The following is a 20,937-nucleotide window of genomic DNA, read 5'->3' as shown; positions in this document are numbered from 1 at the left end:
GGCATGGAAATTGGCATCAAGGGCGAGCAGAAGCTCACCGTCACCGCAGATAAGCTCGCATCCAACGTCGGCAGCGGCCTGGTGGCCGTGTTTGCGACGCCGATGATGGTCGCCGCGATTGAGAATACCGCCGCGGCCAGCGTGGAGGCACATCTGGAAGCAGGCAAGACCACGGTCGGTACGCTGGTTAACGTCAGTCATGTTGCGGCGACGCCTGAGGGTATGGAGGTCCGCGTCGAGACCGAGCTGACCGAGATCGCGCCGAACGGCAAGATCTTAACCTTCCATGTCGCGGCCTATGACGAGGCCGGCCTGATCGGCGAGGGTACGCACCAGCGCGCCATTGTGGACAAGGCGCGCTTTGAAGCCAAGGCGCAGGCGAAAAAGGGATAAGGAAAAAGCGCCGCAATGCGGCGCTTTTCTGCTGTTTTTCAGAGAACAGGGACATAAAATTGGCACCTTCCCCGCTGCACGAGGGAAAGCGGATAGGCTTCCAGCATCGGGCGGGATGGGTCGGCGGATAATCCACAGCAACCAACGGTGCGGACAGCCGTGCCGTATATTTCGGAAAGCGCCTCCGGCGTGTGCGGCACAGTAAAACAGACGTAACGCCCGTCCGGCAGGTAGCCTGAACGGGTATCCGGCAGCCGCGCCGCCAGCCGGAGGACAAGGCAGGCGTCATACCGGCAGGCTTCGGGCGGCGTGCAGGCGGGGTCGTCCCAGGCGGCGCAGAAAATGACTGACCCCGCATCCAGCAGGTCGGCGTCCCGTGCCAGACGTTTGAGCCGTTCCACCAGCGCACGGTTTTCCGGTCCATAGGGGCCGGTGCGGCGCAGGAAAGCAATCGGCAGGGCGGGCAGTTCGATCAGTTTCATAACAGAATGTTCCTTTCAGTGGATTGACCGGTCTGGGAACAGGATAACCCGATTTAAAATGCTTTTCAAGGGTGTTTTTATAATATTTTAGAACTTTTTTCGGAAATCATTTTGCTCCGCAAAATGCTGCGGCGAACGCCCCGCCGGCCTGCGCGGCAAAACGCGCATGGCCCTCGGCCGTGAAATGCACCCCGTCGAAGCACAGGGGGATATCCCAGCATCCCGCGTCGGCAAAGGCCGCGCCGCTTTCGCCGGCCAGTATCCGGTAATACCCTGCAAGGTGCGCGGAGGCGGCGAGCAGCGCCTCCTCCCGCACCCAGTCGCCGGGATGGAAGCATGGCGGGGCGATCAGCAGGAAGGGAACGCCTAAGCTCGATAGGCATACGAGCAGACGCTCCATCCGCGCGGCCGCAGCCGCGGGCGGCACGCCGAGCAGCAGGTCATTCGAGCCGAGCATCACGCAAAGCCCGTCGAACGGCCGCAGCGCCGCGAGCTGGCCGCACAGCGTCCGCAGCTCGAATGGGGTATGCGGGATGGCGCGGCCGTTTTCCCCAAGGTTGTAGATGATCCATTCCGGCCGCGCGTTCAACCGCGCGGTCCAGCGCACACAGTCCGGCCAGCGTCCGCCGCCGAAGCCGCGCGGGTCGTAGCCCCAGGTGTTGGAATCCCCCAGACAGACGATCGCTTTAGACAAACCGGACCCCTCCTCAAAAGCTGTTGGTGACAAACTCACAGTAATCGACAGAAAAACGGGTATAATAAAAGCATACCAGAAATACAAATAGAAAAGGAGCTGTTGACAATGGCAATGCTGCATATTACCAAGGAAAACTATCAGGAACTCGTGGAACAGTCTGCGCAGCCGGTGCTGCTGGAATTCTGGGCGCCGTGGTGTACCTACTGCCGCCGGATTGCGGGCGTGGTCGCCAAGCTGCCCGAGGCCTACGCGGGGCGCGCGGCGGTCGCCCAGGTCAACATTGACGAGCAGCCCGAGCTGGCGCAGCGGTTCTCGGTCGATACCATCCCCTCACTCATCCTTGTGAAAAATGGGGCGGCGGGCGAGAAGTTGGTCGCGCCGGGTTCCAAGGCGGATATCGACGCTTGGATGCAGGCGCAGTCCGTATAAACAGGAAAGCGAGACAGGCCTATGGGAAAAATATATGATATGCTGGTCATTGGCGGCGGGCCGGGCGGCTATACCGCAGCGCTGTACGGCGCCCGTGCCGGACTGAGCGTGCTGGTGATCGAAAAGCTGTCCGCGGGTGGGCAGATGGCCACCACCGAGCAGGTGGAGAATTACCCGGGCTTTGACGAGCCGATCGACGGCTTTGAGCTGGGCGAGCGCATGCAGCGCGGTGCGGAGCGGTTCGGCGCGGAATCGCTGCTGGCGACCGTGACAGAGGCTAGCCTGGAAGGGCCGGTCAAGCGGGTCACGACCGACGAGGGCGTAGTCGAGGGGCGGACGGTGGTACTCGCCACAGGCGCGTCGCCGCGTCCGCTCGGCGTGCCGGAGGAGCAGGCGCTGGTCGGCCGCGGCATGGCCTACTGCGCAGCGTGTGACGGGATGTTCTATAAGGGACGGACGGTCTGCGTGGTCGGCGGCGGCAACACCGCGGTCGGGGACGCGCTGCTGCTTGCCAAGCTGTGCGAAAAGGTGTACCTGATCCACCGCCGCGATACGCTGCGCGCCTCCAAGGTATATGAAAAATCCCTGCAGGCCGCGGAAAACCTGGAAATTGTCTGGGACAGCCGCGTGACAAGGCTGCTCCATGCCGAGCGCGTCACCGGCGTGCAGGTGGAAAACGTCAAAACCGGCGCGGTCCGCTCGATCGCGTGCGACGGCGTGTTCGCGGCGGTCGGCCGCGTGCCGGACACCGCGCTGCTGGCCAGCCAGGTCGCGTTGGACGAACAGGGCTACCTGATCGCGGACGAGACGACGCGCACCAGCGTCGCGGGCGTGTTCGCGGTGGGCGACGTGCGCACCAAGGCGGTGCGGCAGATCGTCACCGCCGCGTCGGACGGTGCGGTCGCCGCGCATTTCGCGGAGGAATATCTCAACAGCATAACATGACGTTCCGACAGGGAGCGGACAAAAACGGCCGCGTAAGCGGCCGTTTTTTGATGCGGGCAGCGTCCGGTCAGCGCAGGCTGTCGCCGGCGGTGCGGTACAGGCCGTCGATATTGGTCAGCGCGATGCTGCCGCGCTCCAGCTGTACGAGCCCTTCGCTTTGAAAATACCGGAGCAGGCGGGTGACGACCTCTCGCGCGCTGCCTAGGTGCGCCGCAACGCGCTCATGCGTCAGCGGCAGGATATCCGCGCCGGACAGGCCGCGCTCTTCCAGCAGGAACGCCGCGAGGCGGCTGTCCAGCTTGCGGTTGAGGAGTTGGTCCATCAGCCACATCACCTCGGAAAAGCGCGCCGCCATCAACTCGTTGGTATAGCCGGCCACAGCCGCGGATTGCTCCATAAGCGTTTTGTAAACATCCGGCGGGATGCGGAGCACATCAGTCGGCTCCTCCGCGGAGATCATCACGTCAAACTGGATGCTGCGCATAATGCAGGAGGCGGAAAACAGGCAGATATCGCGTTCAAGCAGGCGGTACAGCGTCAGCTCCTTGCCCTCGCCGGACAGGGTGTAGGCGCGCAGCCGTCCCTTGACGACGATGAACAGCCCCGCGCAGTCGCTGCTGCCCGCGTGCAGGATATTGCCGGCCTCAAAGCGCGCGCTGGAAACGGCGCTTTGCAGCAGGTCGCGCTGCGCGTCGGTCAGTTTCGGCCAGAAAGGGAAATATTGCTCGACAGACATAGCAGAAGCCCTCCAGAATCAGTAAAGCGGAAAACCGGCCCCTCCAGGCCGGTTTTCGCCGTATGGTGCACCCGAGGGGAGTTGAACCCCTACCTCCTGCGAGACCAGAACCTAAATCTGGCGCGTATGCCAATTTCGCCACGGGTGCGGATACGTTTCCAGTATACCCGCAAAAAGCGGATTTGTCAATCGAAGCGCGCCCGCGCGCTGGAAAACCGGATAAAAATTATGCAATTTCCAGTACCAAACGGGTGGGCTTTGTGCTATACTAAATCTGTATAAGTGTCTGCATTGATTGTGAACGGGAGAGCTTCATGAAATTGATCCGAACCATCCCCGTGCTGGCCGTGCTGCTGTTTGCGCTGTCCGGCTGCACGTTCCCATCGGGCGACGACCTGCTCGCCGCGCCCAAGCCATCCGCCAACTACCAGACCCTGCAGGTCGAGCTGGAAAACCTGCTCTCGTCGGGCGTTACCTATACCGCGCCGACCGACGGGGAAAACCGCTCGCCTATCCAGCTTGTCGATCTGGACGGGGACGGGGCGGATGAAGCGATCGCGTTTTTCCGCGGTTCCAGCTCGGTGACGAGCAACGCGTTCAAGGTCTATGTTTATAAAAAACAAGACCAGCAGTATGTCTGCACGGGCGCGATCGAGGGGAAAGGCACCGCGATCCTGTCGGTCGATTACCCCACGATCACACCGGCCGGCCGGCGCGGCATGTTGATTGCCTGGAAGCTGCCGGGAGACGGCGTGGGCGCGCTGACCATGTGCGATTTTGATAAAAACTGCGCACCGGGCTTGCTGCTTGAGACCGAATACTCGGCCATGGAGCTGGCCGACCTGACAGGCGACGGCGCCAAGGACCTGCTGCTCATTACGAACAACCCCGCCGGACAGCGCGTGGCGCGGCTGTATCAGTACCATATCGGGTTGGACCTGGTAGGCGAGGCGGCTACCAGCGCCGAGGCGGTTTCGGTCGAACGGATGACAAGCGGCCGCGTACAGAAAAACCAGCCCGCTGTGTTTGCAGAGCAAAAAACAACGAGCGGTGTCGGACTGACAACAGATATTTTTGTCTATGAGGACGGGACACTGCAAAATCTCGCGCTGGACAGCGAGGACTCCATCCATCGGGGTACCTATCGGCCGGTATCGGTCTACGCGGCCGATATCAACGGCGACGGCGTGACCGAGCTGCCGCGCGCCGTACTCATGGCGGGCTACGACGAAGCCGCCGCGACGGACGCGCTTTTCATGCTCGATTGGTATGTGTATAGCGTGGATCGGCCGCCAGTGCTGATGATGACCACCTATCAGAATGTGTCTGACGGATGGATGTTTAAGATCGATGCAGAATGGCACGACCAGATCACGGCGGTCAAGACGAGCGAAAGCGGGATCAGCGCGGTTGAATTCGCGCAATATATCGGTGGTGGGCAGCAAATACCGTTGTTCACCATCTATTGCGTCACCGGAACGCTGCGGGATTATTATATCGGCCGTACCGACCTGCTTCAGCTCGGCCAGACCTCGCAGGCGGTCTACTTCGCGCGCTTTTCGGAGGACGCACAGCAGAGCGCGATCCAGATCGATGCCAACGGCGTAAAAGAGCGCTTCTCGCTCCTCACCCAGGCCTGGAGCAATGAATGAATGGTAAATCAAAGGAGGAACATCCATGAAACGCAAAATACTGGTTTTGGAAGATGAAGAAAATATCCGCTCCTTTCTGGTCCTCAACCTGAAGCGGAGCGGTTACGAGGTGATAGAGGCCGAAACAGGCGAAGCGGCGCTGGAAAAATACCATGCCAACCAGGATATTGCGGTTGCGGTGCTGGATGTGATGCTGCCCGGCATCGACGGGTATGAGGTCTGCCGCGCTATGCGCGCCGCGGGCTATCAGGCGGGCGTTATCATGCTGACCGCGCGCACCCAGGAGGCGGACAAGGTGACCGGCCTGATGAACGGCGCGGACGATTATGTGACCAAGCCGTTTTCCGTGATCGAGCTTGCCGCGCGCGTGGACGCGCTGTACCGGCGCGTGTCCGGCTCGCCCTTCTCGGAGGAGGATGTGATCAAGTCCGGCCCGTTCAAGCTCAACCTGCGCGCGCGAGAGGTACTCAAGAACGGCATCAAGATCGAGCTGACGCAGATCGAGTACGGGCTGCTGAAAGCGTTTATGGAGAACATCGGCAAGGCGCTCTCCCGCGACGAGCTGCTGGAGATGGTCTGGGGCCATCACTATGTGGGCGAGCTCAAGATCGTGGATGTAAATATCCGCCGCCTGCGCATCAAAATCGAGGATGATCCGGCGGAGCCATCGCATATCGTGACCGTGCGCGGCTACGGCTATATGTGGGAGGGTTGACCGCCGCAAGCAGGGAGCGCGCTGCCGCCCCCTGTGCGTTTGCCGCAACAGCCTGAGATGAGAAAGGCAGCTTACCTATGATTTATCGCAGATCTAAAAAACAGCCCAAGGCGCCGCCACAGCCAGCCGCGCCCAAGGTGTTGCACTCGCCGGGCGGCATCAAGGGCCGCTGGATGATGAACTCGCTTTCGTTCGTGCTGGTCATCCTGGCGGCCGTGGTTATTCTGGTCACGGTCGGCGTGTCCGGCTACTATTACGCCTCGGTGCGGGACAACCTGACCTCGCGCGCCACGCTCAAGGCCGAAACCTACCACAAGTATTTTACCGAAACCTACGACCAGTTTTACGCGCAGGCGGAATCTGACGTTTCCACTTTCAGCGAGCAGGAAAAGCTCGAGATGCAGTTCCTCGACCGCAACGGCCGTATCCTGCTGTCCACCTCGGCACTGACGGGCGGCGGCATGGCCTCCACCGAGGACGCCGCGCAGGCGCTGTCCACCCAGAAGACCGCGGTGTTCCCCGGCCGCGACCCGCTTACGGACGAGCGGGTCATGAGCGTGACCACCCCTCTCCTGTCCTCCCGCGGGGAGCTGATCGGCGGCGTGCGCTTCATCACCTCGCTGCGCATCGTTGAGCGGCAGATCTGGATCATCATCGGCATCGTCATTCTGGCCTGCCTGGTGTTCCTGATGCTGGTCGTCGCCTCCAACAGCTATTTTGTCAAGTCCATCGTGGATCCGGTCCTCAAGATCAACACGATCGCCAAGGAGATCGCGGCCGGCCGCTACGGGGTGCGCCTGCAAAAGACCTATGACGACGAGATTGGCGAGCTGTGCGATACGATTAACTACATGTCAGACGAGATCAGCCGCGCCGAGCGCATGAAGAACGACTTTATCTCCTCGGTTTCGCACGAGCTGCGCACCCCGCTCACCGCCATCGGCGGCTGGAGCGAAACATTGCTCGCGGGCGGGGGAGAGGACCCAGAGGAGGTTATGCAGGGCCTGACCATCATCCAGAAAGAGGCGGGCCGCCTGACCCGCATGGTTGAGGAGCTTCTGGATTTCGCGCGCATCGAGTCCGGCCGCATGAAGCTCGAGGTCGAGCTGTTCGACCTATCGATCGAGCTGTACGAGGCCGTGTATATGTATGAAAATCTGCTGCAGAAAAGCGGCATCCGGCTGAGCTACGACGAGGACGTGGACGCCAACTACTATATCAACGGCGACCGCCATCGCATGAAGCAGGTGTTCCTCAATATCCTGGACAACGCCGCCAAATACGGCGCGGACGGGAAAAAGATCGATATTTCCCTGCGGCGGGAGGGCGGCAAAATCGTCGCCTCGGTGCGCGACTACGGCCAAGGCATACCGGAAGCCGAGCTGCCTTTTGTCAAGGAGAAATTTTATAAAGGCTCCTCCAAGCAGCGCGGCAGCGGCATCGGCCTGGCCGTGACCGACGAGATCGTCGTCCTGCACGGCGGCACGCTGGATATCGCGTCCACGCTCGGCGCGGGTACGACGGTCACCATCACCCTGCCCGCCGCGGAGGCGGAGGAAGCGCTCGGCATCACGGGGGCTATCCCCAAGGTGCCGGAAACCCCTTATACCCCTGAACCCAAAGGAGATAGCTAATGCCAACGCAAAAGAAAACCACGATCGGCGGCCAGGCGATTATCGAGGGCATCGTGATGAAAGGTCCCAGACGGGTCTGCACGGTTGTCCGCAAGGCAAACGGCGAGCTGGTCGTAAAGGAGGAGGACGCGCACCAGCCCTCCGCGTTCTGGAAGCTGCCGGTGCTGCGCGGCGCCTACGGCCTGTTCATGGCCATGAAAGACGGCATCCAGGCAATCAACTATTCGGCCTCGTTCTTTGAGGACGAGGAGGTGGACGCGCCGCCCTCCAAATTCGAGATCTGGCTGGAAAATAAATTCGGCTCCGAGGGTCTGAACCGGCTGATCCTCGGTATTTCGACCGTAATCGGCATCGCGCTGCCGGTCGCGCTGTTCCTGCTGCTGCCGAGCTTCCTCGGCGGCTTTGTGCCGGAGGGCTGGGGCGTACTCGCCCGCAACGTATTGGAGGGCGCGGTGCGCGTGGTGATCTTCCTGCTGTTCATGTGGTCGGTGTCGCACATGAAGGACATCCGCCGCACGTTCGAATACCACGGCGCGGAGCACAAGACCATTTTCTGCTACGAGGCGGGCGAGGAACTGACCGTGGAGAACGTCCGCCGCCAGAACAAATACCATCCGCGCTGCGGCACCAGCTTTATGTTCGTGTTGATTATTATTGCGACGATTGTTTCGTCCATCGTGTTTTCCATCGTGGATATCACCAACCCGTTTCTGCGCATGCTGGCGCATCTGGTCCTGCTGCCGCTCGTGGTGGGCATCAGCTATGAGTTCAACCGCTACGCCGGCCGTTCGGAGAGCGTGCTTTCCCGTGCGCTGCGCTGGCCTGGCCTGATGATCCAGCACCTGACCGTGTTCGAGCCGGACGATTCCATGATTGAGGTGGCGATCACCGGCATGAAGGCGGTCATTCCGGAGGACGGATCGGACAACTGGTGAATAGGCGTCCATATCGCTGTATGGAAAGCCGCCGCGCGCCCTGCGGCATGCGTAAAACACATTTAGGGGGTGGGCCAAGCCTTGACCAAGACCATCAACGACGTATATATGGAGCTGTTCAAGCGCTTGAAGGAGGCGGACGATCCGCAGCCTTCTCTTTCCGCGCGCGAGATAACGGCATACGCCTGCAAGGCGGATAAAAACAAAACAGCCGACTGGGGTCATGTCTATCTGGACGACGCGACGGTGGACTATGCGCATCTGCTTTGCGACCGCTGTCTGGACGGCGAACCGCTTGCATACATACTCGGCGAATGGGATTTTTATGGGCTGACGTTCCAGATCGACCGCTCGGTGCTGATCCCGCGCTCGGATACCGAGCGTCTGTGCGAGTTGGTCATCGGACAGGCGCGGCAGCGGGTTTCGCCGCGCATCCTCGACCTGTGCTGCGGTTCGGGCTGCATCGGCATCGCCGCCGCGCATGAGGTGGAGGACGCGCGCGTCGCGGGCGTGGATATTTCCGAGGGCGCGCTGCGCGTTACGCGGGAAAACGCCCGTCGGCTGGGGGTGCAGGGCCGGTATGTCGCGCTCAAGGCGGACGTGCGCTTCCGCCCGCCGAACAATATGGGGCAGTTTGACATCCTAGTTTCCAATCCGCCCTACGTCACCCGCGCGGAGATGCGCGTGCTCGAGCCGAGCGTCGCGGATTACGAGCCGCACGAAGCGCTGTTCGGCGGGGAGGACGGGCTGGATTTTTACCGTTCGATCTGCGCCAAGTGGGGGGAGCTGCTCGTGCCGGGCGGCGTCATCCTGTTCGAGTGCGGCTACCGGCAGGCGACGCAGGTCGCCGCCATCCTGGAGGATAACCGTTTTGCCGGCATCGGCATCACGGAGGACCTTTCCGGGGTGCCGCGCATTGTGTATGGGTACAACACCCTGCTGGAATGAAACGGGGGAAAAGCCTCCGGAATATGTACCGCTCAGCGAACAGATCGAACGCGGCGCGCAGGCCGCCGCGCCGTCCACAGACGAAAGTGAAAAATAAAAAGCAGGAAAACATCGAACAAATTTTCGATTTTTCTTGCTTTTATTTTTTGCCACTGGTATAATGGATGCAGGAATCAACAAACAAGCAGGAGGCTCTTTATGGCTACCAAAAAACAGCTCGAACCGGTCGCGCCCGCGGCCGATAAAAAAAAGCGCTCGCCGCGGCGCTCGGTCAGATCGAAAAGCAGTTCGGCAAGGGTTCGGTCATGCGTCTCGGCGAGAACGCCGGCATGCAGGTAGACCATATCCCGACCGGCTCGATCGGGCTGGATCTCGCGCTGGGCATCGGCGGCCTGCCGCGCGGCCGCATCGTGGAGATCTACGGGCCGGAATCCTCCGGCAAGACCACGGTTGCGCTGCACTGCGTGGCCGAGGCGCAGAAGCTGGGCGGCACCGCCGCGTTCATCGACGCGGAGCATGCGCTCGACCCCATATACGCCAAGGCGCTGGGCGTGGATATCGACAGCCTGCTGGTTTCCCAGCCGGATACCGGCGAGCAGGGGCTTGATATCGCGGAGGCGCTCGTGCGTTCGGGCGCAATTGATATTGTGGTCATCGACTCGGTCGCCGCGCTCACCCCGCGCGCCGAGATCGAGGGAGAAATGGGCGATTCGTTCGTCGGCCTGCACGCCCGCATGATGAGCCAGGCCATGCGCAAGCTGGCCGGCTCGATCGCCAAGAGCCAGTGCGTAGCTATTTTTATCAACCAGCTTCGTGAAAAGGTGGGCGTGATCTATGGCAGTCCGGAGGTCACGACCGGCGGCCGCGCGCTCAAATTCTACGCCTCCGTGCGTATCGACGTGCGCCGTACCGAGCATATCAAGTCCGGCGCGGAGAATATCGGCAGCCACACCCGCTGCAAGGTGGTCAAGAACAAGGTCGCGCCGCCGTTCAAGGAGGCCGAGTTCGACATCATGTACGGCGAGGGCATCTCGCGCACAAGCGAGTTGGTCGATCTGGGCGTCAAATACGGCATTGTGGGCAAGTCGGGCGCGTGGTTCTCGCTGGGCGAAATGCGCCTGGGACAGGGGCGCGACGCGGCCAAGCAGTATTTCAAGGACCATCCTGAGCTTGCGGACGATGTGCAGAAGCAGATCATGGAAAAAGTTGAGGAGGAGCGGCAGAAGGCGCATCAGACCGCGGCGGCCCGTCCGGCGTCCGTAGCGGCGCCTGCGGCCAAGCCCGCCGCACCCAAGGCCGGCGCTTCGCGGGCCGTGTCCATCGACGCGGACGATTTTGACGACCTGGATGAAGAATGAACGGGGATAAATACCACGCGGCGCTGGACGCGGCGGCGAGGCAGCTCTCATACCGCGCGCTGAGCGCCAGCATGCTGCGGGACAAGCTGCTCGACAAGGGCCACGACGAACAGGCGGCGGAGTACGCGGTCGCTTGGCTGCTGGAACGCGGCCTGCTGGACGACGCTGCCTACGCGGAAAGCGTGGTGCGTTCCTGCGCGCGCAAGGGGTACGGAGAGCTGCGCATCCGGCAGGAGCTGGCCCGCCGGGGCGTGGCGCGCGAGACGGCGGAAGAGGCGCTGCAGCCGTTTTCTCCGGACAGGGCGAAGCTGCGCGCGCTGCTTGACAAGCGGCTGCACGGCGATGTGTCCGACCGGCGGGAGGTCGCAAAGACGGTCGCGGCGCTGCAGCGCCGGGGGTTTTCCTGGCCGGATATTCGGGCGGCGCTGGCCGAGTACGGACAGGACCTGCCCGACACGTTCTAAAAGTGCATAAAAGAGCGCAAAAGGGGCGGGAAAGCAAATTTTCCCGCCCCTTTCTTAACAATCAGGTTTTTCCGTGCTATCCTTATCCCTAAAGAGAAGCCGCGCGCGGTTTCCTCAATAACCGACAATAAAAGGAGGAGCATGGATATGGGTTATGGATGGCTTAACATAGGGAGTATTCTGCTGGGAATCATCACGCTGGCGGTGCCGTTCCGCGGTGTTGCAGCCGAGAAGAAATAGAAGCCGCGTCTCGCGGTCAGCGCGGCGGCGTGCGCGGCCGCCATCGGCCTGCAGGCGCTTTATCGCCTGCATCAGGTTTCCATTGGCGGCTGGGCCGGCCTTGCCGATACGGAGGGCCTGGCGGCGGTGGCAGGCGTTTTCCTTTTGGCGCTGACCGTCCCGATCAATTTCATTATGATCCGCGTACACTGTTCCGTCAGGCAATGAACCGTTTTTTCGCCCTCTGTTGGTAAACAGGGGGCTTTTTCTTGCATGTTCTGTCCGGTTGCGGTATCATAATAACATACAGTAAACCACACTGGAAAGGAAGGATTTCCATGGAAATGACCAGGATACCGGCACGCGCGGAGGTGCCGGACAGTGGCAAGTGGGCGGTCCGCGATCTGTTCGCGAGCGATGCGGATTGGCGTGCCGCCTACAACGCAGCCAAGGCGTTTGTTCCGCGCGTCGCGGCGTACCGCGGCCGCCTGTCCGAAAGCGGGGAGACGCTGCTGGAATTTTTCCGCCTGGACGACGAGATCAGCCTGGCGTTCGACGCGCTTGTCCATTACGCCCAGCGCCGCAGCGACGAGGATACCCGCGTCGCCGCGTATCAGGAGATGGTGAGCCAGGCGACGCGGCTCGCGGTGGAGTTGCAGGCCGCGGCAGCGTTTGAAACGCCCGAGCTGCTCGCCATTGACGATCAGACGCTCGACCGCTTTTACCGCGAAACGCCCGCGCTCGAAAACTACCGGCTGGCGATGGACCGCGTGCGCCGCCGCCGCGACCATGTGCTTTCAGACAAGGAGGAGGCGTTGCTCGCGGCTGCGGGCGAGATGGCGTCCGGTCCGGACGATATCTACTCCATGCTCAATGACGCCGATCTCCGCTTTCCGGACGCGGCCGATCAGGATGGGAACAGGCATCCGGTCACGCACGGCACCTTTATCCCGCTGATGCAGTCCTATGACCGCGCGCTGCGCCGGTCCGCATTCGATTCGCTGTATTCGGTGTACGGCCAGTTCCGCAATACCGCAGCGGCGACGCTGTCCGCGCAGATGAAGCAGCTGCTGTTCTTTGCCAACGCGCGCAAATATCCCTCCACGCTGGACGCGGCGCTCGACGGGACCGAGGTGCCGACCGCCATTTACCACAACCTGATCGACGCGGTGCGCCGCTCGCTGGCGCCCATGCACCGGTATGTCGGCCTGCGCCGCCGCCTGCTTGGGCTGGAGGAGCTGCATATGTACGACCTCTATGTTCCGGTGGTCGAGGGCGTGGAGATGAAGTTCACCTTTGAGCAAGCCAAGGAAACCGCGCTCAAGGCGCTCGCCCCCCTGGGCGAGACATACCTGGACCTGCTGCGCCAGGGCTTCGCGGGCGGCTGGATCGACGTATATGAGAACGAGGGAAAGCGTTCGGGCGCGTATTCCGCGGGCGCGCGCGTTCATCCGTATGTGCTGCTCAATTTCAAGGGGACGCTGGACGATGTGTTCACGCTCGTACACGAAATGGGCCACGCCATCCATTCCTACCTGTCCAATCGCACCCAGCCCACCGCGTATCAGGATTATGTGATTTTCGTAGCCGAGGTCGCTTCCACCTGCAACGAAGCGCTGCTGATGGAATACCTGCTGTCGGTCACGCAGGACCGGAAGCAGCGCGCGTATCTTATCAACCATTTCCTCGAACAGTTCCGCGGCACGCTGTACCGCCAGACCATGTTCGCGGAATTCGAGCTGGCGGTGAACGGGATGACCCAGCGCGGAGAGGGTACGACCGCCGAAGCGCTCTGCGCGCTGTACCGGCGGCTCAACGAGCAGTATTTCGGCCCCGATATGGTCGTGGACGAGGAGATCGCGCTGGAATGGGCGCGTATCCCGCATTTCTATTATGATTACTATGTGTACCAGTACGCCACCGGCTATGCGGCGGCGATCGCGCTGTCGCGCCGCATCCTGCGCGAGGGTGAAAGCGCGGTCAGCGATTACCTGGGTTTCCTGTCCGGCGGCTGTTCGGCCGACCCGATCACGCTGCTGCGCGGCGCGGGCGTGGATATGGCAAGCCCCGTGCCCATCGAGGACGCGACCCGCCTGTTCGACGAGCTGATTACGGAAATGGAGCGGCTGCTGTAAAGCGGCGGGGAAGAGGGAAGCCGGACGGCTTCCCTCTTTTTCTGCGCGCGCGGACGAAATACAACAGATGACAAAGGCGGGTTTGTGATGTATAATACCATTGGACAATAGTGGGACAAAAAAGGAGGATTCCATGCCGAAAATAGGACTGATTTCGCTCGGCTGCGCCAAAAACCTGGTGGACAGCGAGCATATGCTCGCCCTGCTGCGCGCGGCGGGCTGGGAGGTCGCCGAGGATATGGCCGAGGCGGACGTGGGCGTGGTCAACACCTGCGGGTTTATTGAAGCCGCCAAGACCGAGGCGATCGAGACCATTCTCGAAACCGCGCAGTACAAGCAGAGCGGCAAAATGAAAGGCCTGGTCGTGACCGGCTGCCTGGTGCAGCGCTACGCGGAGGAGATGCGCGCGGAGCTGCCCGAGATCGACGCAATCTGCGGCACGGGCAGCTATGAGAGCATCGTGGACGCGGCGAACGCCGCGCTCGGCGGGCATAAGGCCGCGTACCTGGCGGATATGGCCAGCGCCGCGCTAGAGGGCGGCCGCGACCGCCTGACCCCGCCATATACGGCCTATTTCAAAATCGCGGAGGGCTGCTCCAACCGCTGCGGCTACTGCATCATCCCCAAGCTGCGCGGGCCGTACCGCTCGCGCGGGATGGACGCGCTGCTCGCCGAAGCGCAGGCGCTGGCCGACGCTGGGGTGAAGGAGCTGATCGTCATTGCGCAGGACATCACCAAATACGGCATGGACCTGCCCGGGCATCAGCGCCTGCTGCCCGAGCTGCTGCGCCGCCTGTGCGAAATGGATTTCCATTGGGTGCGTCTGCACTACCTGTACCCCGACCAGATCACGGACGAGCTGGTGGAGGTCATTGCGTCCGAGCCCAAGATCGTCAAGTACCTGGACATCCCGCTCCAGCATGTATCAAAGCGCATCCTGCGCGCGATGCACCGCCCAGGCGATGGGGAGGAATTTGCCGCGCTGCTCCAAAGCCTGCGCGACCGCATCCCGGGCCTTGTGCTGCGCACCAGCCTGATTGTCGGCCTGCCGGGCGAGACCGAGGACGAATTTGCCGCGCTGTGTGCGTTTTTGCAGGACGTACAGATCGAGCGCGTGGGCGTGTTCGAGTTTTCGCCCGAGGAGGGTACCGAGGCCGCGGAATTACCCGACCAGATCGACGCTGCGGTCAAGGCCAACCGCCGCCTGATCGTGGAGGAGCTGCAGTCGGGCGTGCTGGACGATTACAACACCTCCCGCCACGGCGAGGTCATGGAGGTGCTGTGCGAGGGGTTTGACGAGGAGCAGCAGCTCTGGTACGGCCGCACCTACGCGGACTCGGTCGAAGTGGACGGCCATGTGTACTTTGAGGCGGAGGACGCGCCCGTAGCGGGCGGGTTTGTCCCCGTCCGCATCACAGACAGCCTGGGACCCGACCTGCTCGGCGTCCGGCAAAAGGGGGAATAAAAATGACCACAGCAAACAAGATCACGCTGACCCGTATTGCAATGATCCCATTTTTTCTGTATTTCGCGTCGCAGCCGATGTTTTCCGTGGATTATCAGGCAAGCGGTCTGTTGTTCCCAACGAATACGGTTATCGCATTGGTGCTGTTCTGCGTGGCGAGCTTCACGGACTTTCTGGACGGTTATGTCGCCCGCAAGTATAACCAGGTGACCGATTTTGGCAAATTTGTCGATCCGTTGGCGGATAAACTGCTGGTGACGAGCGCACTTGTGCTGTTCGTGGGGCAGGGCGCAATGGCGGGCTGGATGGTGTGCGTCATTCTGGCGCGCGAGCTGATCATCACTTCGCTGCGCGTGGTGGCGGCCAACAAGGGCCGCGTGCTCGCCGCGACATGGACGGGCAAGGTCAAGACCTGTGTGCAGATTGGCGGTATTATTTTAATTTATCTGTATTATATCCTGATTGGTGCGGCCGGCAGCGGTGCATTCGACTCAATGATGGTGTCGTCTGACGGCAGTTTCACCAGTACCAGCACTGTTATGGTTATCAGTGGAACGGACGGCTATCCGATGTTCGCATACCTGGTCGGCTGGGTCGTGACGCTCGTCACTATCTACTCAGGCTTTGACTATTTGCGCAAAAACTGGGATATTATCAAGGATGGCGCGGTCAGGGAAAAATAACGGCGCAATACGGCACAAAGGGGGAAGACCGTGGTCTTCCTCCTTTTTCCGAGCGGATGTCCCGTGCATGGGCGCAAAAACCTTGCGTCCGTGCCGGAAAAAGGGTATACTAACCATATCTGAACTGTCTGGAGGAATACTGGAATGCAGGATGGATTTGTCAAAATTGCCGCCGCGACGCCCGCGTTGCGGGTCGCGGACTGCGCCTATAACGCTTCCGAAATCGTCAGGCTGGCGGAACAGGCCGCGGATAAGGGCGCGCGCCTGATCGTGTTTCCGGAGCTTTGCCTGACCGGCTATACCTGCGGCGACTTGTTTTTGCAGCAGACGCTGCTGGATGGGGCGCTGGAAGCGCTCCGCACCGTGCGGGACGCGACTGCGGCGCTGAACGCCGCCGTGGTGGTCGGCCTGCCCCTGATGCATCAGTGCAAGCTGTATAACGTGGCGGCGGTGCTGTGCCGCGGAGCGGTGGAAGGGCTGGTGCCGAAGCACAGCATCCCGAATTATTCCGAGTTTTACGAGCAGCGCCACTTTACGTCGGGCGCGGGGCTGGATATGGAGCCGGTCGAGCTGCTGGGCCAGACCACTATGTTCGGTGGTGTGCAGGTGTTCTCCAGCGCGGCGATGCCGGATTTCGCGTTTGGCGTGGAGATCTGCGAGGACCTGTGGGTACCCGAACCGCCCTCCACGCGGCTGGCGCAGGCGGGCGCGACCGTGATCGTCAACCTGTCCGCGTCGGATGAGATCATCGGTAAGACCGCCTACCGCCGCGACCTGGTACGGCAGCAGTCCGCGCGGCTGCTGTGCGCCTACGCCTATGCGGACGCGGGCTTCGGGGAATCTACGCAGGACCTGGTGTTCTCCGGCCACGACCTGATCGCGGAAAACGGCGTGTTGCTGGCCGAGAGCCGCCCGTTCGAGAGCGGCGTGATCTACGCGGATATCGACGTGCAGCGGCTCGTGCATGAGCGCCGCCGCATGAACACGTTCACGGTATCGGGCGGCGGCTTTGCGGCCACGATGGAGGTAACGCCCGGCGAAAACGACCTCGCGGACCGCCGGTTCCCGCGCACGCCGTTCGTTCCCGCCAATAAGGCGCTGCGCAACGAGCGCTGCGAGGAGATCCTCACGCTGCAGGCGACCGGCCTTGCCACCCGTCTGCGCCACACGCATGCCAGGGCTGCGGTTGTGGGTCTGTCCGGCGGGCTGGATTCCACGCTCGCGCTGATCGTGCTGGTGCATGCGTTCGACCTGCTCGGGCTGGACCGCAAGGGCATCCTGGCGGTGACCATGCCCTGTTTCGGCACGACCGCCCGCACGCGCGGCAATGCGGAAAAGCTGGCCGACGCCTATGGCGTGACGCTGCAGACCGTGGATATCAAGGCCGCGGTGGATCAGCATTTTCGCGATATCGGTCAGAGCATGGACGACCTTTCGGTCACGTTTGAGAATGCGCAGGCGCGTATGCGCACGCTGGTGCTGATGAACCTGGCCAACAAGCTGGGCGGCATGGTGGTCGGCACGGGCGACCTGTCCGAGCTGGCGCTCGGCTGGGCGACCTATAACGGCGATCATATGTCGATGTACGGCGTCAACGCCTCCATCCCCAAAACGCTGGTGCGATATCTGGTCGCCTATGAGGCCGACTGTGCGCTCGGCGAGCTGTCCGACGTGCTGCAGGATGTGCTGGACACGCCGGTATCGCCCGAGCTGCTCCCGCCCAAGGATGGGGAGATCAGCCAGAAAACCGAGGATTTGGTCGGCCCGTATGAGCTGCACGACTTTTTCCTGTATTATATGCTGCGCTTCGGTTACCCGCCGCGCAAAATTTACCGCATTGCACGCAAGACCTTTGCGGGTGTGTACGACGATGCAACGGTGAAAAAATGGCTCGTGACCTTTGTCCGACGCTTTTTCACCCAGCAGTTCAAGCGCTCCTGCCTGCCAGACGGCCCCAAGGTCGGCACGGTCACACTCTCCCCGCGCGGCGACTGGCGCATGCCCTCGGATGCATGCGCGGCGTTGTGGCTTTCCGAGGCGGAGCGCCTGTAAACGGGCATGGGGCGCTGGAAAAGCCCCGGTATAAAAGCCGCGCCGCTGGCGCGGGAATCCCCTCACAAAGGAGCAACTCCCTTTGAAAACCCTTGTCCGCAGGCTGGCGGCGGTCCTGACCGCCGTGCTGCTCTGCTTCAACCTGTATTATGAGCTGGCGCCCGGCTATATCGTGGGGCCGGAGCAAAAGCTCGCGGTCGCGGCGGCGTTCGCGCTGCTGCTCGGCACGGCGCTGTTTTACGGCGTGCCGGCCGGCGCGTGCGCCAAACGGCGGCACGACTATATGCTGCTTTTGTTCTGGTACTATCTGTGGGTGCTGGCGAACGTGCTGTTTTTTGATAATGCGTTCGGCCGCGGCTTCCACGCGGGCGCAGACCTCGGCGCGGTCAACCTGGAACCGCTGCGCACGATTAAAAATTATCTGATTGCCTACGGCTATGGCAATATCTCGCTGCGGCTGGTGGTACTCAACCTGCTGGGCAACCTGGCGGCGTTTGCGCCCATGGGCGTGTTCCTGCCCGCGCTGTTCCGCTGGCAGAGGAGCATTTTCTTCTTTACCGCCACGCTGACGCTCGGCATCACGGCAGTCGAGGTGGCGCAGGTGTATACCGGCGCCGGCTCGTGCGATGTGGACGATCTGATCCTGAACCTCGCAGGCGCGCTGATTGTGTTCGTCCTCTGCCGGATTACACCAATCTGGAAGCAGCTCTGCCGGGTCAACCCAAGGCCGCAGAAGGAAGCATAAAAAAAGCAGGCTGGCATATGCCAGCCTGCTTTTTTGTTACTTCCCGCCTATTCCTTTAAAAAAGGGACGCTTTCCTTCAGCATGTTCAGAATGACCGCCAGCTGGTTGTCCGTGCAGGGGCCGAGAAGCTCGTTGATTTCCCGCAGGTAGACGCTTTTTTCCCGGCTCCTGCCGTTCCCCTTGCCTGAAGCCGGTATGATATCATTGGCGGTGATGCCGAAATACTCAATCAGGTCAACCAGCTTATCTAGGCTGAACCGACGCTCGCCGCGCTCGCACTGTCCAAGATAATTGGTTTCCGTCTCCAGTACCTCTGCCAGCTTCTCCAGCGTCAGCCCTTTCAATTTCCGGTATTTTCGTATATTTTTACCGATCTCAAAGGATAAGTCATCCATCCTTACAGCCCCTTTCCATGCTACATTTTATCGAGGCGGGACGATATTCACGAGTTACGCTTTGCAATGAAAAGCATTGCAAATTGCCAATAAAGCATATTGACTATGCAATTTGCATGTAATATAATAGCAATAAGCATAGATTATTAATCCATGCCGGACAAAATAGGGAGGGGATTACATGGAAGAAAAAATCATTATCAAATCCGTACAGTACAATATCAAGCTGATCAGCCTGATCATCGTTGGTATTGGCGTCGTTCTTTTTATTTGGCTCGGTCTGCCCTTGGCGATCGATATTTCGAACAGGAGAGATGGATTAGACCTGTCCTATTTTCTGACCAGCGCATTCCCGTATTATGCGTGCTTTACGCTGCTCCCATTCCTGATTCTCGCAGGGCTGTTCTATTGGTACTGCTCGCGGATCAGCATAACGGTGAGCGATAAGCGTGTTTTCGGCACGGCTGTGTTCGGCCAACGCGTCGATCTGCCGTTTGATATGATTTCCGCAGTCAAAACCACCAGGCTTTGGCGGGGGATTGCGGTCGCCACGGCTTCCGGTTTTATCAGATTCGTTTGGATCAAAAACGCCGCTGAGATACATACTGAGATCAACCGGCTTCTGCTGGAACGGCAGGACAAGCGGGCAGCATCCGCAGCGCGGCAGGAGGCTGCCCCGCAGTCCAACGCAACAGCCGGTGCGGAAGAACTGAAACGGTATAAGGAATTGCTTGACAGCGGTGTGATCACACAAGAGGAATTTGACGCAAAGAAAAAACAGATCCTGGGATTATAACAGCTGGCGGCCCGCATAGAGATGTGGACCGCCTTTTTCATTGACAAACCTCGTTCGCCACGCTACAATTTAACTAAGTAAAACATCAAGACCAAGGGGATTGTATCATGTTTGACACCGTACTTATTGCCGGCCTCGGCCTGATGGGCGGCTCGATGGCGAAAACCATCAAGGCGCGCACGCTCAGCCGTGTGCTGGGCTGGAACCGCACCCGCGCCACCGCCGAGCAGGCGCGCGCGGACGGCACGATCGACGCGGTCGCAACCGAGGCACTGTATAAGGAGGCCGACCTGGTCATCATCGGCCTGTATCCGCAGGCGACGGTGGACTGGCTGCTGGAAAACATGCCGAAAATGAAAAAGGGCTGCGTGGTGGTCGATATGGTCGGCGTCAAGCAGTTCATGGTCGAGCGGCTGGAGCAGGCTGCGCTCGACGCGGGCGTGCATTTTGTCGGCGGGCATCCGATGGCGGGGCGAGAGTTCTCCGGCCTGGATTTTGCGCTTCCGACCCTGTTCGACGGGGCGAGCATGATTTTCGTCCCCACCAGGAGCAGCACCGAGCGGGTGCTGGAGCAGCTCGAAGCGTATTTTACGGCGCTCGGCTTTGGGCAGACCGTGCGCTGCACGGCCGAACAGCATGACCGGATGATCGCCTTCACCTCGCAGCTGGCGCATGTCGTGTCCTCGGCCTACATCAAAAGTCCGGAGGCGGATAAGCATAATGGCTATTCCGCGGGCAGCTATAAGGACCTGACGCGCGTGGCCAAGCTGAACGAAATCATGTGGAGCGAGCTGTTTCTGTGCAACGCCGAGCCGCTTGCGCGCGAGATCGACGAGATCATCGGCCATCTGGACGAATACCGCCGCGCCATCCGCGCGCAAGATAGGGAAACCCTGACTTTGCTCCTGCGCGACGGCCGAGAACGAAAGGAACGCCTCGGTTGACGGAGAGCGAAAAGGCGCCGCTGAAAAAGCGGCGCCTTTGGCTTGTTCGCTCTTGCGCGGGAGCGGTTTCGGGTGTAAACTGAAAGGGCGACAATGGGAAATGGGGGAGAACAGG

22 protein-coding genes, 1 tRNA gene and 1 pseudogene are annotated in these 20,937 nt (G+C 61.0%); 17 read left to right on the top strand and 7 right to left on the bottom strand.

What is annotated here, in order from left to right; translation table 11 throughout:
• Positions 1-3: 3 nt before the first annotated feature.
• Complete coding sequence (locus RX717_RS15705; RefSeq protein WP_054326581.1) at positions 4-393, top strand: thioesterase family protein; 390 nt, start codon at positions 4-6, stop codon at positions 391-393.
• 38 nt (positions 394-431) lie between these two features.
• Here RX717_RS15705 and RX717_RS15700 read toward each other — a convergent pair whose 3' ends face one another.
• Positions 432-875 carry a GyrI-like domain-containing protein gene (locus RX717_RS15700; RefSeq protein ID WP_054326580.1) on the bottom strand — a complete coding sequence of 148 codons (444 nt, stop codon included), beginning with the start codon at positions 873-875 and terminating at the stop codon, positions 432-434.
• Between the two features lie 106 nt (positions 876-981).
• Positions 982-1,569 carry a GDSL-type esterase/lipase family protein gene (locus RX717_RS15695; RefSeq protein WP_159068133.1) on the bottom strand — a complete coding sequence of 196 codons (588 nt, stop codon included), beginning with the start codon at positions 1,567-1,569 and terminating at the stop codon, positions 982-984.
• 108 nt (positions 1,570-1,677) lie between these two features.
• Here RX717_RS15695 and RX717_RS15690 point away from each other — a divergent pair, with 108 nt between their 5' ends.
• Positions 1,678-2,001: a thioredoxin family protein gene (locus RX717_RS15690; RefSeq protein ID WP_054326578.1), complete on the top strand. Its 324-nt coding sequence runs from the start codon at positions 1,678-1,680 to the stop codon at positions 1,999-2,001.
• 21 nt (positions 2,002-2,022) lie between these two features.
• Positions 2,023-2,946 carry a thioredoxin-disulfide reductase gene (gene trxB / locus RX717_RS15685; RefSeq protein ID WP_054326577.1) on the top strand — a complete coding sequence of 308 codons (924 nt, stop codon included), beginning with the start codon at positions 2,023-2,025 and terminating at the stop codon, positions 2,944-2,946.
• Between the two features lie 67 nt (positions 2,947-3,013).
• Here trxB and RX717_RS15680 read toward each other — a convergent pair whose 3' ends face one another.
• Together RX717_RS15680 and RX717_RS15675 are read right to left on the bottom strand one after the other, a co-directional pair.
• Positions 3,014-3,682 (bottom strand): Crp/Fnr family transcriptional regulator, encoded by a 669-nt coding sequence (locus tag RX717_RS15680; RefSeq protein WP_107631356.1) that lies wholly within the window; start codon positions 3,680-3,682, stop codon positions 3,014-3,016.
• Positions 3,683-3,745: 63 nt separating this feature from the next.
• Positions 3,746-3,830 (bottom strand) — tRNA-Leu (locus RX717_RS15675).
• A 166-nt stretch (positions 3,831-3,996) separates the two neighbouring features.
• On the opposite strand from RX717_RS15675, the gene RX717_RS15670 reads away from it, so the two are divergent.
• The 5 genes from RX717_RS15670 (at position 3,997) to prmC (ending at position 9,566) form a co-directional block, all read left to right on the top strand.
• Positions 3,997-5,334 (top strand): hypothetical protein, encoded by a 1,338-nt coding sequence (locus RX717_RS15670; protein WP_107631357.1) that lies wholly within the window; start codon positions 3,997-3,999, stop codon positions 5,332-5,334.
• A gap of 25 nt (positions 5,335-5,359) precedes the next feature.
• Complete coding sequence (locus RX717_RS15665) at positions 5,360-6,049, top strand: response regulator transcription factor (protein WP_054326573.1); 690 nt, start codon at positions 5,360-5,362, stop codon at positions 6,047-6,049.
• A gap of 77 nt (positions 6,050-6,126) precedes the next feature.
• Entirely contained in the window at positions 6,127-7,683 is a 1,557-nt protein-coding gene (locus RX717_RS15660) for a sensor histidine kinase (protein WP_054326572.1), read from the top strand.
• Positions 7,683-8,618, top strand: a complete 936-nt coding sequence (locus tag RX717_RS15655; protein WP_054326571.1) for a DUF1385 domain-containing protein — start codon at positions 7,683-7,685, stop codon at positions 8,616-8,618. Before RX717_RS15660 ends, RX717_RS15655 begins: the two co-directional genes overlap by 1 nt.
• 81 nt (positions 8,619-8,699) lie before the next feature.
• The gene (prmC, locus tag RX717_RS15650) at positions 8,700-9,566 is read left to right on the top strand and encodes a peptide chain release factor N(5)-glutamine methyltransferase (protein ID WP_316960472.1); all 867 of its coding nucleotides are present in this window, start codon (positions 8,700-8,702) and stop codon (positions 9,564-9,566) included.
• Between the two features lie 173 nt (positions 9,567-9,739).
• On the opposite strand, the gene RX717_RS16065 is transcribed toward prmC, so the two are convergent.
• Positions 9,740-9,910 carry a hypothetical protein gene (locus tag RX717_RS16065; RefSeq protein WP_442908781.1) on the bottom strand — a complete coding sequence of 57 codons (171 nt, stop codon included), beginning with the start codon at positions 9,908-9,910 and terminating at the stop codon, positions 9,740-9,742.
• On the opposite strand from RX717_RS16065, the pseudogene recA reads away from it, so the two are divergent.
• Both recA and RX717_RS15640 read left to right on the top strand, forming a co-directional pair.
• Positions 9,842-10,924, top strand: a pseudogene (recA, locus tag RX717_RS15645) (recombinase RecA). The gene RX717_RS16065 and the pseudogene recA overlap by 69 nt on opposite strands.
• Positions 10,921-11,388, top strand: a complete 468-nt coding sequence (locus RX717_RS15640) for a regulatory protein RecX (protein WP_316960471.1) — start codon at positions 10,921-10,923, stop codon at positions 11,386-11,388. Before recA ends, RX717_RS15640 begins: the two are co-directional and overlap by 4 nt.
• 114 nt (positions 11,389-11,502) lie before the next feature.
• Here the strand turns inward: RX717_RS15640 and RX717_RS15635 are convergent, their stop codons facing one another.
• Entirely contained in the window at positions 11,503-11,832 is a 330-nt protein-coding gene (locus RX717_RS15635; RefSeq protein WP_186949490.1) for a hypothetical protein, read from the bottom strand.
• Positions 11,833-11,945: 113 nt separating this feature from the next.
• Between RX717_RS15635 and pepF the strand changes: the two genes are divergently transcribed.
• The 5 genes from pepF (at position 11,946) to RX717_RS15610 (ending at position 18,687) form a co-directional block, all read left to right on the top strand.
• Positions 11,946-13,742 carry an oligoendopeptidase F gene (gene pepF, locus RX717_RS15630; RefSeq protein WP_316960470.1) on the top strand — a complete coding sequence of 599 codons (1,797 nt, stop codon included), beginning with the start codon at positions 11,946-11,948 and terminating at the stop codon, positions 13,740-13,742.
• A gap of 133 nt (positions 13,743-13,875) precedes the next feature.
• The gene (gene rimO / locus RX717_RS15625) at positions 13,876-15,207 is read left to right on the top strand and encodes a 30S ribosomal protein S12 methylthiotransferase RimO (protein ID WP_316960469.1); all 1,332 of its coding nucleotides are present in this window, start codon (positions 13,876-13,878) and stop codon (positions 15,205-15,207) included.
• 2 nt (positions 15,208-15,209) lie between these two features.
• Positions 15,210-15,890, top strand: a complete 681-nt coding sequence (pgsA, locus tag RX717_RS15620; RefSeq protein WP_054326568.1) for a CDP-diacylglycerol--glycerol-3-phosphate 3-phosphatidyltransferase — start codon at positions 15,210-15,212, stop codon at positions 15,888-15,890.
• Positions 15,891-16,034: 144 nt separating this feature from the next.
• Positions 16,035-17,942 carry an NAD(+) synthase gene (locus RX717_RS15615; protein ID WP_107631362.1) on the top strand — a complete coding sequence of 636 codons (1,908 nt, stop codon included), beginning with the start codon at positions 16,035-16,037 and terminating at the stop codon, positions 17,940-17,942.
• A gap of 82 nt (positions 17,943-18,024) precedes the next feature.
• Positions 18,025-18,687, top strand: coding sequence for a VanZ family protein (locus RX717_RS15610; protein WP_107631363.1), 663 nt, complete (start codon positions 18,025-18,027; stop codon positions 18,685-18,687).
• Positions 18,688-18,734: 47 nt separating this feature from the next.
• Here RX717_RS15610 and RX717_RS15605 read toward each other — a convergent pair whose 3' ends face one another.
• Positions 18,735-19,082: a helix-turn-helix domain-containing protein gene (locus RX717_RS15605; protein WP_054326564.1), complete on the bottom strand. Its 348-nt coding sequence runs from the start codon at positions 19,080-19,082 to the stop codon at positions 18,735-18,737.
• A gap of 181 nt (positions 19,083-19,263) precedes the next feature.
• Here RX717_RS15605 and RX717_RS15600 point away from each other — a divergent pair, with 181 nt between their 5' ends.
• Together RX717_RS15600 and RX717_RS15595 are read left to right on the top strand one after the other, a co-directional pair.
• The gene (locus RX717_RS15600; protein ID WP_054326563.1) at positions 19,264-19,878 is read left to right on the top strand and encodes an SHOCT domain-containing protein; all 615 of its coding nucleotides are present in this window, start codon (positions 19,264-19,266) and stop codon (positions 19,876-19,878) included.
• 107 nt (positions 19,879-19,985) lie between these two features.
• Complete coding sequence (locus RX717_RS15595) at positions 19,986-20,822, top strand: prephenate dehydrogenase (RefSeq protein ID WP_107631364.1); 837 nt, start codon at positions 19,986-19,988, stop codon at positions 20,820-20,822.
• The last annotated feature ends 115 nt before the right edge of the window (positions 20,823-20,937 follow it).

The organism is Intestinibacillus sp. NTUH-41-i26 (assembly GCF_032769475.1).
GTDB classification, from domain to species: Bacteria; Bacillota; Clostridia; order Oscillospirales; family Butyricicoccaceae; genus Agathobaculum; species Agathobaculum ammoniilyticum.
The sequence above is the reverse complement of the archived record's forward strand: the minus strand, read 5'-3'. Positions and strand labels throughout refer to the sequence as shown.